Source organism: Komagataeibacter sp. FNDCF1, assembly GCF_021295335.1.
GTDB lineage: Bacteria > Pseudomonadota > Alphaproteobacteria > Acetobacterales > Acetobacteraceae > Komagataeibacter.
This window is the reverse complement of record NZ_JAIWOT010000001.1, coordinates 135,017-148,042: the sequence shown is the minus strand read 5'-3', so window position 1 is coordinate 148,042 and position 13,026 is coordinate 135,017. Positions and strand designations below refer to the sequence as shown.

Genomic DNA, 13,026 nt, shown 5'->3' with positions numbered 1-13,026 from the left:
GGACATTACTGATCCGTGCCCGCAGGCATCAATGTGCATCCGGTCATTTCGTGACTGAACGGGCCAGTGAGCCATCATTGAAGGCAAAGGGCAGGCAGGCATAGCGGCACCCGTGCGTAACGGGCCTGACGGCATGCAGCAGTCCACATGAAAAGACCATGGCACCCCCGGCGGGTGGGCGAAACCCGCGTGCGGAAAATTCCGGGAACACCAGTTCACCCCCTTCGTATTCATCATTGAGGTTGATGGAAATCGCGAACAGGCGGTGGGCCGATTCAGCAACCGTATTGTCACGGTGTGGCCCGAAGCATCCATTCTCCCGGCCATCATAACAACTGACGATCATCCTGTTCATCCGCGTCACCTTACATTGGAAGACCTTGGCAATCTGGGGCACGACCCGGCGGATGATACGGGCCTGAAGCTGCTGGACCAGATAAGGGTCATTCAATACGCAGTCATGACGCCGTTTGAACGCCTGATCCGTTATACTGACCGCCTGCCCCGCGCGCCCCTGCGTCAGGATGGCCGAGCGTTGCGGCGTCCGTACCCGGTAATACGCAATCAGGCTGTCACAGAACGCACGCTCCAGTATATCGGGCAGCAGAAGGGCCGGAACGGGACCATCCTGATGCCGGGGCTGCCGGTCCGTCCATTCATATATCTGTCCGGCACCATCGGGTGTATCCTCCCTGACCAGGCAGATCCGCATCATGGGGTCAACCACGACCCACAGGCAGGTATCGGGCGCAACGCCATAAAGCCCATGCACCAGGCGGTCGGCATCCCACACGAACAGGGCGCCGGGCACCCTGTCGGCCGGGGAATGGGCTATCCGGTCCGCCGGGTCCGCAACGACAACAAACAGCTGCATATGGCCGTCCCTGCCCTGTGCACCGTACCGCCGGAAAGACGCCAGGGCCTGCTTTGCGGATGGCGTATGCAGCCCGGGGACGAACAGCAGGATATTGTAACGTCCTGCCGCCATGTCAAAGCTGTAGCGCCCCCAGTGCGTGGTGCAATGCTGGATGAAACCGGGCGCAGGGTCGCCAGCCATGACGTGATGCAATGTCATTCCTGCCTTTTATCCGTGCAACAGGGTGGGCATGATGGCGGTTCCTGCCGGTTCAGGCATGGTTTCTAGCCATTCGCAAGCTTGTGCAGCACATGCAGCGCCGCGACCTGTTCACATTCATTCAGCGGTGCCAGGGTCAGTTCCGAAATCCGCTGTGCCGCCGGTATGTACTGACGGACCATTTCCTCCCCCGCGGGCAGGAGCGAAAGCAGCCGTTCGCGCCCGTCATCTGGATTGCTGCGTATGCGGATCAGGCCGCGCTGCTTCAGGCGCGACGTAATGCCACGCAGTGTTGCATGATCTATGGCGGTCAGCCGGCCGATATGCATCAGCGAGCCTTCGCCTTCATCATGTATGGTGACCAGCACGGCAAACTGCACTGTCGTAAGATGTTCATCAGGGATGGTACCCTGGAAAATGGATGTATGCCGCTGGTAGGCCCGCCGCAGAAGATGCCCGATCTGGTTTTCCAGCTCATACCCGGCATTGTTATCCTTTTTGGTGTCAGTCACGGTTGATCATCCCCTCCCATGCGGCCCGCCCCGATAGAACAGCGGCGGAATATATCTGTTTGCGGTGGATTATGCCATTTCCGTTGCGGACATGGCTGGCGATGCGCCTCAATGGCGCCGTTTTTTGGGCAGGCGGACCGTTTCATGAACATGACCGTCAGCAACAGTCACGACCGGGCAGCATCCCGGCGGGGTGCCGTTTTCGTGAAATTGATGCATGTCAAGGACAGTAATCACCGGAGGGCACGGTATGGCCGTGATGACCTCCTCTTTCCATCATATCGGTCGCTCCGTCACGGATCCTGAAAGCAGCACCCTGCCATGAGATACGCCCACAGTAATTTCGAAGCCTTCGTGCGTCCTGACAAACCCGCCGGGATGGATACCCGTTCGGCCTGGATCGTGGGCGGCGGCCTGGGTGGCATGGCAGCGGCGGCATTCCTGATCCGTGACGCACGGATGACGCCATCAAGGATTACCATTCTCGAGGCCTCCGATGCCAATGGCGGGGCACTGGACGGCGCGGGCAATGCCACGACCGGCTGGCGTATCCGTGGTGGGCGGGAAATGGAGGAGCAGTTCCAGTGCCTGTGGGATCTCTACCGCTCGATCCCGTCGTTGGAAATGCCGGGCGCTTCGGTGCTGGACGAATTCCACCGGCTCAACCGCATTGATCCCAGCAGCAGCCCGGTGCGGGCCATGTGTGCGCGCGGGCAGAAGCTGCCGGATCGTGACAGCCTGAAGCTGACCGGCAGGGCACGACGGGAGATTATTTCGCTCATCCTTGCGGATGAGGAGCGGCTGGATGGCAAAGTCATCAGTGATGTCCTGTCCGACGATTTCATGAAATCCAATTTCTGGCTGTTCTGGCGCTCGATGTTCGCGTTCGAGACATGGCACAGTGCAATCGAGATGAAACGCTACCTGGCCCGCTTCGTGCATCAGGTCCTGGGGCTGAAAGACCTGCACACGCTGAAATTCACGAAATTCAACCAGCAGGAATCCCTGAGCAGGCCACTGGCCACATGGCTGGCCGACCACGGCGTGATCTTCCGCCATGGCATGCAGGTTACCAATGTATGCGTGGACATGGCAGACACAAAGAAGGTGGCGCGTCATATCGACTGGCTGGAAAACGGCGTGGCTGGTGGTGTCGATGTAGGCGCGGAGGATCTGGTTTTCGTTACCAACGGTTCGATGGTGAAGAATTCACGCTGGGGCGACCACCACACACCCGCACCGGTTGATACCGAGATCAGGCAGGGCGGTATCTGGCAGCTATGGCGCAATATCGCGGCCCAGGACCCGGCATTTGGCCGACCCGATGTATTTTGTGGTGATACCGGGAAATCCCGCTGGGTATCCGCCACCGTCACGACACGGGACGCGCGCATCCCCGATCTGGTGCACAGGATAACGGGGCGTGATCCCTTCTCCGGCCGGACCGTGACGGGAGGGCCGGTCACAATCCAGGATTCCGCGTGGCTGATGAGCTGGGTTGTCAGTCGCCAGCCGCATTTCAGAAACCAGCCCCCGGGGCAGATGGTCGCGTGGCTTTACGGCCTGTTCAGCGATGTGCCCGGAAATTACGTGAACAAGCCCATGCAGGACTGCACCGGCGCGGAAATCACACAGGAATGGCTGTTCCATATGGGCGTGCCAGTGGATCAGATTGACGATATGGCCGCAACCGGCGCGATCACGCATCCATGCATGATGCCATTCATCACCGCACAGTTCATGCCGCGCGCCGCCGGAGACAGGCCGAAGGTGGTGCCGGATGGCAGCGTCAACCTTGCCTTCCTTGGCCAGTTTGCCGAAACACCACGCGACACGGTCTTCACAACGGAATATTCCGTCCGTACGGCAATGGAGGCGGTCTATACGCTTCTCGATCTCGACCGGGCTGTGCCCGAGGTTTTTGACAGTATCTATGATATCCGCATGCTGCTGCAGGCAGCAGCGGCCTTGCGGGACGGAAAGGAGGTCCCGGCATCCGGACTTGTGCATCATCTGACGGACGGAACAGAAATCGACAGCCTGCTGGAACGCTACGGGCTGATCTGACCGGAAGAGACCGCGGCGGCGTATCGCCCGCAAACCTGTCCGGCCCGGAGTGCCGGGGCCGGCCGATTGCCACGGCGCCAAGGCCGGTCATGGCGGTAGCAGACGCGTCAGGCTGGAAAATCCGGTATCAAAAGCATCCATGGACACGGCAGGAACAGACAGGATGGGCCGCCTGTTCCAGTCATTGCCGGGCCGTTCAGCATGCACAAGGCACCATATACCGCATAGTTTCAAATATGTGATGCAAACAGGAAAATAATAAATGTCAGTTTCATATTCTGGAGCCATTTATGAATGTATGTGGTCTATTTCCAGAAATTAACACGAACGCCAGAAGAACGCATGACTTCATGCATGCAGGATTGCATTTCCATATGGCGCAGGCCGGAAACGGGTGATCCGCTTTTGGCCGATGGCAGGAGAAACGGGTCATGACCATACGCATCGGTGTCGCTGGCTGGTCCATTCCTTCCGCGCTGGTCGGGCGGTTCCCGTCGGCCGGTACGCATCTTGAACGCTATGGCGCACGGTTTCTGGCAGTCGAGGTGAACAGCAGTTTCTATCGGCCGCACCGCCGCACCACCTACATGCGCTGGGCGGAAAGCGTGCCACCGGAATTCCGCTTTTCCGTAAAGCTGCCCAAAGCGATTACGCATGAGCGCCGTCTGGTCGGCTGCCGCACGCTGATCGAACGGTTTGCCGAGGAAACGAGCGGTCTGGGCAACAGGCGCGGGCCGATTCTGGTCCAGCTTCCCCCAAGCTTCGCCTATCCTGGTGACATTGCCGAACAGTTCTTCCATGACCTGCAGGCCATGATCACCGGACCGGTCGTTCTGGAGCCAAGGCATGCCAGCTGGTTCCTGCCGGCAGTCGACCAGATGCTGCAAAGCCGGCGGATATCACGCGTTGCGGCGGACCCGGCCGTACCCCTGCCAGCCGCCCGCCCCGGTGGCTGGAGCGGTCTTGCCTATTTCCGGCTGCACGGTTCCCCACGCATCTATGAATCCCCTTATGGGCAGGAGACCATTGAAGCCCATGCGCAAGCCATCGCCATGTTAACCGCACGCGGCACCGATGTCTGGACGATTTTTGACAACACCACCCATGGCGCCGCGCCACTGAACGCCTTTGAACTTGCACAGGCCTGTCACGCCTGCATGCAATGACATCGTTTTCATTGCACGGGTTATAACGTCTTTGACGGCCACCTGCCCCTGTTAAGGAAATGCCTGCCTTCTTACGTATTCCCGCATGGCGGCATGGAATGCTTACTCCATCTTTCTGCCATGGCGGCACATCTGCCCAAGGGTCAGGGGGCCGCCGCGTGCCGTGACTGCACGCAACGGCGTGGCCCGTTATCCCAACAGTACCGCCCGGCGCATGGGCGCGGTAGAAGATGCATTATCCCCGATCGGCTGGCCAGAAGCAGGCACCGCGCGCTCGCGGCCCCATGCGCGAATTGCCTCGATCTGCTCCGGGCTGGTGCGCGAAAGCGGGACGATGTTCTGGAAGCTTGATCGGTAGAGATCCGCCGTGACCGCGCCATCCCCGTTCAGGAAAGCCTCCTCCACCACTTCGCGCACGGCGGCTTCCAGGTCCGCACCGGCAAACCCGTCCGACAGTTCGACCAGTTCCTCCAGCAGCCCCGCATCCAGTGGCAGCAGCTTGCCCCGTTCCACATACAGGGTAATGATTTCGCGCCGCTCATCGCTGCCAGGCAGGTCAACGAAGAACAGTTCATCGAACCGGCCCCGCCGCAACAGTTCGGGCGGCAGCTTAGAGACATCATTGGCAGTTGCGACCACAAAAACACGTGCCTGTGATTCCTGAAGCCAGAACAGGAACTGCCCGATCATACGCGTGGTCACGCCCGATGAGTCCGATCCACCGGCGGCCAGGCCCTTCTCAATCTCGTCAATCCACAACACACAGGGGGCCACACGGTCGGCGGCCTCAAGGGCTTCCTTCAGGCGTCCCTCGCTCTGGCCCACGTACATCCCCATGAGATTGGCAAGATCCAGCCGGTAAAGCGGAATTTCAAACCGCGCCGCGATCGTCTTGGCGGACAGAGACTTGCCACAGCCCGGCACGCCCACCAGCAGCACACCACGCGGCGGCCGGATCACACGTTCGCGCAGGTCGGCTGTAAGCAGCGGGCGCTTGCGCTGCAGCCACGTCTGCAGCCCGCTCAGGCCACCCATGTTGAGGGTCTCGGGACGCAGGGCGACCCGCTCAATGCCCGACACATCGGAAAAGACACTGTCCTTCGCGCGCATGAGCTCGGGGAAATCGCTTTTGCGGATACTGCCACGCGCGGCCATCATCGCGATGATGTTTTCCGCTTCGATCTTGGTCACGCCACCCAGGATCGTGGCGGCGCGCCGCATGTCGGCATCATCCCATTCTATGGGCATGATGCTGCGGTAATCATCGATCTGGCGGGAGATGTTGATATAGGTCTCGTCCTGATCCGGCGGCGAAAGCATGAGCGACACGCCAAGGCGCTGCACCTGGCTCCATATCGTCTTGGTCGTGACCGCGACGATCGTCCCGCCCTTTTCCGAAGCCAGGATAACGGTGTCCAGCAGCTGGCGTGCGAATGCGCTGTCGGTGTCCACATCATCAAGTTCGGTCAGCACGAAAGTCAGGTGCTGGCGCTGCATCATCTGCTGGGCGGCAAAATCCACGGCACCGATGACTGAACGGTCCTCGTTGGTCACGCGGTTGGTCGTAATATCCAGCGTGCCCTTCGACAGGGTATGGACATAGGCCGTGACACTCTGCCGCGCGCATACGTCACGGATCAGTTCGACCGCACGGCTGCGTTCCGTTGTCTGGACAAGAATGAAGGGAACACGGGCCTTGAAGGTCCGTTCGAAAGCATCGAGAAATTCGTTGGTATTCACTATGGCCTCGTTCACTCAGAGCAGGATGCGGCGACCGGATGGAGGTGACGCGGGGCCATGTTCCGCCATCGGGGCCACAGGCGCCACCTCACGGTCGACCGGATTGTCGCGCAGCATCTTGGCCAGGCGGCCGGTGCGGTCGGTCGCGGCACTTTCAAGCAGGCTTTGCTGGATGGCCCTGGTCGTCTGGCTGATCATGTCGGCAAGCTGCCCGGGCAGCGGATCGGGCCAGCATGGTAACGCGGCATAGCGTGACAGCTGCGCAAAGGCACGACGGGCATTCACCACGGCGCGACCAAGGTCACCTTCGTCCCGCCCCGTGCCAAGATGCTTCTGCAGCATGAGCCGGATGGCCTCCATGCGTGCATGGAGCGTACTGGCCGCACGGGTGGCAAAGCTGGTCGCCATGCCGCTGGACCAGTTGACCTTGCCCCGGCTGGCAAGTTCAAGCAGCACGTCATCTTCCCCGCCGCGTTCAAAGCGTTCGAACCATGCGCTCCATTCGGCATAGGTCTCAGGTGCGCCGTCTGTATCGGAACCATTCCTGGCAGCGCGCCTGCCCCATAGTCCGAACATGCCTATCGCCGCCGTACGAACTGGGTGGCAGGTACCAGATCCCATGCGGGAAAAGCCCCTGCCAGCGGGTCAGGCGGTGCGTCACCGTTACCCGTGGGCGCCTGAGCGGGAGCAGCGGGAGTAGACGTATCGGGGGCCAGTGTCGATACCGTGGGGGGCGTTCCGGCGCGGGGGATGAAAACATCGCGGGTCATGGCAGCGGCTTCCCTCTGGTTCAGGAGTTGGTCAGGATGCGGCGGGAACTTTCCTCCCGCAGCGCAAGATGGGTGTCCGGGGCTATGGCATCGATATAGGCGCTGGTCTGCGTGGCCACGGCGTCACGTGCATCGAAATCACGCAGCCATTCCACATATTCCGCAAGGCATCCACCCAGTTCCGCCGTTTCGGCCTGCCTGCGCCGGTCGAACGAATCCCGCACCATGTCGCGCTTTTTTTCCAGCCCCCTGTATTCAAAGAAGACCCAGGCCAGCAATGCCGCCCCGATAAGCGCAAAGATGAAATTGCCCATGAAGATGGTCAGCAGAAGCAGTACACCCACTATGCTGCAGATCACATGCTTGGGACCCAGCCTGATCTGGGCCACCGCCGCCATGCACTCGCTCTGGATATGCTGTTCCAGACCGGACTGCAGGGCTTTTTCTTCCGTGCCATCATGTGTCTGCCCGTTCCAGTTGCCGATCTGCAATTGGGCTGAGTCAGGCTGGTTGCGCCGCGTTTCAATCGTCAGGTCAGAAAACGCATCATGCACCCAGCCGCGCGAGAGCGCGAAGGCCAGGCGCTGCGAGGCGCGCGAGGCGCCGAACCGCTCGGCATGCATGGCCGCATTCGTCAGAAGCTGGGTGAAGCTGACTTCCTCCACCAGTGACTCACGCTCAAGGTCATGATGTTTCTGGGCAATATCGACGCGGCCGTCCTGCGCGATGATGGCCTCCAGCCGTGCTTCCTCCATTTTCATGGGAAGTTCGGCCGCATCGTGATCGGTGGTCAGGTGGGTCAGCAGATCATCGACCGCATCCGCCAGACGGGCGGATGAAGGCAGCGGTGATTCAAATATATCACGCATGTGATCAAGAAACACGGTGTTCAGGCTGGCACGGTTGAGCTGGCTGTTCAGAACCTGCCAGTTCGTGCACAGCCGTTCCAGATGCGGATAGCGCGTGCCGTGCTGCTCCTCGGGGATCTTGGATTCAAGGGCCTTGCGCCACTGCCTGCGCTGCTCTTCCACAAAGCCTGCCCGGTCACTGAGCTCATCAATCCAGGCCTGCAGGCGCTGGTAGCAGATCTGCTGCACACCGGGGGCAAAAACCCCGCCTGCGGTGGCGTTGATCAGCACGATGGTCTGCCGCTTCAGCTGCATGGGGTCCTGCTGCCCCAGAAAGCGGTCCAGCCATGTGGCGCAGGCCGTCCCTCTTCCGGCACGGCGCGCGATCAGGGCAAAGAAAAGGCTGGTTTTTTCATCATCCCGCCGCAGGGCTTCACCCAGCGCGCGCTGGGCCAGGGGCTGGTCATCACGCAGCCATGCCGCCAGGGCCACCAAGGCCGGGGCCAGCCAGTAGGCAGGTGTGAGCACCATCAGTTCTTCGGTAATGTCGCGCATCGTGGCCGTATGGACGACGCTGATGTCGGTAGCCTGCAGCAGGCCGACCGCCGCACGGCGCACATCATCATAATGCCCGAATTTAGAAGCCAGCTCCTGCCGGAGCTTGATCAGCCGCGTCTCGGCCAGGCTGACCTGCGTGGCGCGGGTGTAGGTATCAATGAACTGGTTGAAATGCGCCTGCAGGTCGGACAGTTCCTGCCGGGTGATCTTTATGGTATCATCAACGTGATTAACGCGATCACCGACATCTTCGATGCCTTCGGCAAGGGAGCGCAGGTTGTTGCGGATCGCACTCAGGTCAGCAGTATGGATAATGCGTTCAGCCATTGAAATATCAGCCCATTGAAACGGATGTGGTGCCGTCACTGCCGATGGCGACAAGACGATCGGAAAAAACCTCGATCACGGCATAACGGCCGGAAGCCGCAAGCGAACGCGCACGTTCCATGCCGCCCGGCATCGCTTCACCACGCTTGAAATGCTGTATGATATGACCGGAAATATCAACGATGTGTACTTCGTAGGGCGTACCAAGATAACATTTGGAAACCCAGCCCAGTGGCCAGCTGGCGGGACCGTCGGGAAATTCCGCGGTCACGGCTGCACGGATGGCGTCGATATCCGGCGCTGAAACCGGCCCCCCCGTATCAAGCCGACTGACCGCATCGACATAGTTGCCGCTGCGCCGACGGCGAAGCTGCTCGACAGACATCTGCCTGCTGGCGGACGCATCCCGGACGGTCGTATGGGTTGCTGTCTGGAGCTTTCCCGCTCCGCCTTTGTTAATAAATATCTGCCGCGCCATAAAGAATCAGCTTACTCCAATTAGTCCGCATCCCCTATATTCTATATTCGGTATTGAAGTAAATGGATTCTGTCAATTACTTGTTTTTACCAAAACCACAATCAGGCCGTGGCTTTAAAAAGCGATATTTCCCGAGCATGCCGCCACAGGACCCCTTTCCATGCTGCGGGTAACCACGACCCATGACAGAAAAGATGCCGCAATATGGTCCCCGGTTCCGGGGGGCGCCAGCGGTATTGCTGGCGCCCCCCGATGACCGGCACGATGTCAGGTGTTCTTGTGACTCTGCTGGCCCGCCTTGACATGCTGCTCATGGGTGCCGCCACGCGTGCCGGTTCCATGCGCATCCTCGCCCTTTTCATCATGCGTGGTGCCGGTATTCTTGTGGCTCTGCTGCCCGGCCTTGACATGCTGTTCATGCGTGCCGCCCCGGGTGCCGGCGCCGTGCGTGCCTTCACCTTTGTCACCATGCGTGGTGCCGGTGTTCTTGTGGCTCTGCTCGCCCGCCTTGACGTGCTGCTCATGGGTTCCGCCCTGGTTCGCCATTTTTTTCATTCCCTGTTTTACTGATACGGGACGGTCGTTCATTCGGCCGTCCCATGACAGAACAGCCTGGGCTGAACAGGGTTTCGTGCGCAATTGAATAAAAATAGATAATTTATAAATAAAAATAAACCGTTATTATTAATATATTCCCTGTATTTTATTTTTACTGTTGTTTTTTATTTTGTCATTTGGCAGGATAATCCATAAACATTTCAAAACGAACAGAACCACCTGGCATATACGGGCCGTATTGGCAAAATACGGTCAAGGCCGGACATCAATCTCCACCTGCATGCCGCCATTCTCTATCCCGCACCATCAGGCGCGTTGCCATAATGGTATTTACTGCACCATGCTCGAAAATGATTTCTTGAGAACTACCTGACGTCCATCCGGGAAATCCGCGCACGGATATGGTCTGTCATTACAAAAAACGGATCGTCCGGGCATGCTGTGCCCTGAACATCTGTGTGGCGTCGAACCTTCTTGTGGCAGGCTTCGTGCCGCAGCGTGACAGACCCGCCTGTAGCGGCAGGGCCGGCCTGCCGCAGGCGTTCGGTATCGTGCAATCCGATCGTGATGGCACGCATCTCGATTGTCATTGTGGAATACCCGGCGCGCTCACGGGCCGCCGCCACACACAGGCGTGAAACCGCGTCCCGGCCGGGCCCATCGGAAGGCGCTGTATGGGGGGTGATTTTTGATGACGACGCACCATTGCACCACAGGACCGGCTGCCTCACCCGCCGGATGACGCCCCGCCAGCCTGTAGTTACAGGCCACCGGGCGGTCCGTCACCGGGGTCAGGCATCCCCCGGAACACCGTAAGATGGCGCGGAGAGCGGGTTAAGGCACCGTGTCACATAGTCATCCATCTGGGGCTGCCATATGTGCCACAGATCAGCAAGACGGGTAATGGGCGCGTCATCCCAGTCAACACGCAGGTCAACCAGCGGCCAGGCCTGCCTGTCCACCACGACCATCCCGGCCGAATGGACGGGCCCGGCCTCCCCCCCGGCCTGAAGTCCCGCGCGCATGGCGACCAGCAGGCGCTCACCCAGATGCAGGTTTTCATCGGATGCCAGAAACGCGTCTGTTACCGCATCCGGTACACCTTCGTGGGCCAGCATGTTACCAGCCGATGCGACATTCATGTGCATGGAAGCCGCATGGCAGCCCAAGGTACGGGCACCCGACCAGACAGCTGTTTCACCATTTACATCAATGATGGCGAGTTGCCGGAATTCGGCAAACGCGGCATTGTTTACCAGAATATCACGACACTGGGCGGCATTGGCACCCTGCTGCATGAGATCCAGCCCCTGTGGCCCCAGACGCGGATCCGTTATGTTCTGGGTTGCCACCACGCCCACGCCCGCCCGGGCAAAGGCACAGCGGCTGGCTACGGCAGGGGAGGAAGATGAAACGGCAACGCCGAACTGCCCGGTCCGGGCGCATCTGGCCACGATGGAAAATGTCATGTGTTGTCCGGTTCCTTATTGAAAACAGGAATGACGGACAGGCAGTCCGCCATGATGGTACGGCACGATATCAGGCAAGGAGAAGACACGGGGCACATGCATGCATGGCCACACATTCCCCTCCGCCCAGAATGCGATTCATGCAAGATTACTGGCAGAGCGTTTCCACAATACCTTCAAGAAAGCGGTCACACCGGTCGAGTTCGGACTGTGTGATGTATTCGTCCGCCTTATGGGCCCTGCTGATTGAACCAGGACCACAGATCACGCATGGAACGGACAGTATTTCCTTGAACAGCCCCGCTTCCGTTCCAAAATCTATGACACATGTACTATTCTGCCCGGCTTCGTGCAAGGCCAGTGAGCAGATGGCCATGTCTGGCGGGTTATCAACCCCCGGATAGGCATTCGTAACCTCGATGCTGATCGTGCCGCCGCCCGTCGCCCCGACCACGCGGTGGGTGGCCTGCCGCAGCCAGGACAGACAGGCGGCACCATCCTGCCCCGGCAGAAGCCGCATTTCCGCTGTTATGGTGCACAGATCGGGTACGATGTTAAGCGCGCAACCGCCTTCGATCAGGCCAGCCTGTACGGTGGAAAAAGGTACCTCGAAACGTGTGTCATGCGCTTCGGTATCCCGGATATGGTCCTGCAGCGCGTCAAGTTCCCCCACCATGGCCGCCGCCATGCGGATGGCACTTATACCCCTGAACGGATTGGCGGAATGGGCTGCTTCCCCCCGGCAGGTAATGCGGAAGGCAATCTTGCCCTTGTGGGCAACGGCCACCCGCATGCCCGTCGGTTCACCGACGATGCAGCCCCCCACTTCCACGCCGCTATCCGCCACCGCCCTGAGCAGGGAATGCACGCCCAGGCAGCCCAGTTCCTCGTCATACGAAATCGCCAGATGCAGGGGACGCCTGAGTTCCCGCCGCGCGGCACCGGCCGCGCTGCTGAGCATGCATGCGATAAAGCCCTTCATGTCGCTTGTGCCGCGACCGTACAGCCTGCCATCCCGCTCGGTCAGTACAAACGGGTCCGATGACCATGCCTGCCCCGCCACCGGAACCACATCGGAATGCGCGGACAGGACAATCCCGCCCGGCACATCCGGTCCGATTGATGCAAACAGCCCGGACGCACCCGGCCTGTCACCCGCCACGCGCCGGACCCGCGCACCAGCCCGGCCAAGAAACGTTTCCAGCCAGTCGATCATGTCACCGTTCGGCTCGCCGCACAGGCTGCGGAAGGCAACAAGTTCGCGCAGGGTATTCACTGTAAGCGTCATTGCATATTCGCTCCGGGCGGGGCAGGTCATCACGATGCAGGCAGTCCTGTCGGCCCATCATGAACGTCCCCTTTGTGAATGGGCAACCCACAGGAAGGGGCTGCGGGATATTATTTCCTGATCCATGACATGAATAATACCGAAGCAATACATGGCGCGGGCGACCGGAT

General features: G+C 60.0%; 13 protein-coding genes. 3 read left to right on the top strand and 10 right to left on the bottom strand.

Translation table 11 applies throughout. The features are described 5' to 3' along the window. Window positions 1-43: 43 nt before the first annotated feature. Entirely contained in the window at window positions 44-1,075 is a 1,032-nt protein-coding gene (locus LDL32_RS00660) for a 2OG-Fe(II) oxygenase (RefSeq protein WP_233063690.1), read from the bottom strand. Between the two features lie 65 nt (window positions 1,076-1,140). After that, window positions 1,141-1,587 carry a MarR family transcriptional regulator gene (locus LDL32_RS00655; protein WP_233063687.1) on the bottom strand — a complete coding sequence of 149 codons (447 nt, stop codon included), beginning with the start codon at window positions 1,585-1,587 and terminating at the stop codon, window positions 1,141-1,143. Between the two features lie 321 nt (window positions 1,588-1,908). Between LDL32_RS00655 and LDL32_RS00650 the strand changes: the two genes are divergently transcribed. Together LDL32_RS00650 and LDL32_RS00645 are read left to right on the top strand one after the other, a co-directional pair. Next, the gene (locus tag LDL32_RS00650; RefSeq protein ID WP_233063674.1) at window positions 1,909-3,654 is read left to right on the top strand and encodes an oleate hydratase; all 1,746 of its coding nucleotides are present in this window, start codon (window positions 1,909-1,911) and stop codon (window positions 3,652-3,654) included. Between the two features lie 431 nt (window positions 3,655-4,085). Further along, the gene (locus tag LDL32_RS00645; RefSeq protein WP_233063671.1) at window positions 4,086-4,820 is read left to right on the top strand and encodes a DUF72 domain-containing protein; all 735 of its coding nucleotides are present in this window, start codon (window positions 4,086-4,088) and stop codon (window positions 4,818-4,820) included. Between the two features lie 189 nt (window positions 4,821-5,009). Here LDL32_RS00645 and LDL32_RS17940 read toward each other — a convergent pair whose 3' ends face one another. From LDL32_RS17940 to LDL32_RS00615, 6 genes are all read right to left on the bottom strand, one after another. Beyond that, window positions 5,010-6,560, bottom strand: coding sequence for an AAA family ATPase (locus LDL32_RS17940; RefSeq protein WP_233063668.1), 1,551 nt, complete (start codon window positions 6,558-6,560; stop codon window positions 5,010-5,012). 15 nt (window positions 6,561-6,575) lie between these two features. Beyond that, window positions 6,576-7,136: a hypothetical protein gene (locus tag LDL32_RS00635; protein WP_233063631.1), complete on the bottom strand. Its 561-nt coding sequence runs from the start codon at window positions 7,134-7,136 to the stop codon at window positions 6,576-6,578. Between the two features lie 2 nt (window positions 7,137-7,138). Next, window positions 7,139-7,330: a hypothetical protein gene (locus LDL32_RS00630; RefSeq protein WP_233063629.1), complete on the bottom strand. Its 192-nt coding sequence runs from the start codon at window positions 7,328-7,330 to the stop codon at window positions 7,139-7,141. 20 nt (window positions 7,331-7,350) lie between these two features. After that, entirely contained in the window at window positions 7,351-9,063 is a 1,713-nt protein-coding gene (locus tag LDL32_RS00625) for a hypothetical protein (protein WP_233063628.1), read from the bottom strand. A 7-nt stretch (window positions 9,064-9,070) separates the two neighbouring features. Then, window positions 9,071-9,448, bottom strand: a complete 378-nt coding sequence (locus LDL32_RS00620) for a hypothetical protein (protein ID WP_233063627.1) — start codon at window positions 9,446-9,448, stop codon at window positions 9,071-9,073. A 360-nt stretch (window positions 9,449-9,808) separates the two neighbouring features. After that, on the bottom strand, window positions 9,809-10,087 hold the full coding sequence (locus tag LDL32_RS00615; RefSeq protein WP_233063619.1) for a hypothetical protein: 279 nt from the start codon (window positions 10,085-10,087) through the stop codon (window positions 9,809-9,811). A 470-nt stretch (window positions 10,088-10,557) separates the two neighbouring features. On the opposite strand from LDL32_RS00615, the gene LDL32_RS00610 reads away from it, so the two are divergent. Beyond that, window positions 10,558-10,737, top strand: coding sequence for a hypothetical protein (locus tag LDL32_RS00610; RefSeq protein WP_233063616.1), 180 nt, complete (start codon window positions 10,558-10,560; stop codon window positions 10,735-10,737). A 153-nt stretch (window positions 10,738-10,890) separates the two neighbouring features. On the opposite strand, the gene LDL32_RS00605 is transcribed toward LDL32_RS00610, so the two are convergent. Continuing rightward, window positions 10,891-11,568, bottom strand: a complete 678-nt coding sequence (locus tag LDL32_RS00605; protein WP_233063614.1) for a DUF1028 domain-containing protein — start codon at window positions 11,566-11,568, stop codon at window positions 10,891-10,893. A 148-nt stretch (window positions 11,569-11,716) separates the two neighbouring features. Next, window positions 11,717-12,856 (bottom strand): acetylornithine deacetylase, encoded by a 1,140-nt coding sequence (gene argE / locus LDL32_RS00600; RefSeq protein WP_233063606.1) that lies wholly within the window; start codon window positions 12,854-12,856, stop codon window positions 11,717-11,719. Between the last annotated feature and the right edge of the window lie 170 nt (window positions 12,857-13,026).

Bases quoted from the DNA above. Each gene is read 5' to 3' on its own strand.
- LDL32_RS00660 (WP_233063690.1), bottom strand. From the start codon at position 1,075: ATGACATTGCATCACGTCATGGCTGGCGACCCTGCGCCCGGTTTCATC.
- LDL32_RS00650 (WP_233063674.1), top strand. From the start codon at position 1,909: ATGAGATACGCCCACAGTAATTTCGAAGCCTTCGTGCGTCCTGACAAA.
- LDL32_RS00645 (WP_233063671.1), top strand. From the start codon at position 4,086: ATGACCATACGCATCGGTGTCGCTGGCTGGTCCATTCCTTCCGCGCTG.
- LDL32_RS00635 (WP_233063631.1), bottom strand. From the start codon at position 7,136: ATGTTCGGACTATGGGGCAGGCGCGCTGCCAGGAATGGTTCCGATACA.
- LDL32_RS00630 (WP_233063629.1), bottom strand. From the start codon at position 7,330: ATGACCCGCGATGTTTTCATCCCCCGCGCCGGAACGCCCCCCACGGTA.
- LDL32_RS00625 (WP_233063628.1), bottom strand. From the start codon at position 9,063: ATGGCTGAACGCATTATCCATACTGCTGACCTGAGTGCGATCCGCAAC.
- LDL32_RS00620 (WP_233063627.1), bottom strand. From the start codon at position 9,448: ATGTCTGTCGAGCAGCTTCGCCGTCGGCGCAGCGGCAACTATGTCGAT.
- LDL32_RS00615 (WP_233063619.1), bottom strand. From the start codon at position 10,087: ATGGCGAACCAGGGCGGAACCCATGAGCAGCACGTCAAGGCGGGCGAG.
- LDL32_RS00605 (WP_233063614.1), bottom strand. From the start codon at position 11,568: ATGACATTTTCCATCGTGGCCAGATGCGCCCGGACCGGGCAGTTCGGC.
- argE (WP_233063606.1), bottom strand. From the start codon at position 12,856: ATGACGCTTACAGTGAATACCCTGCGCGAACTTGTTGCCTTCCGCAGC.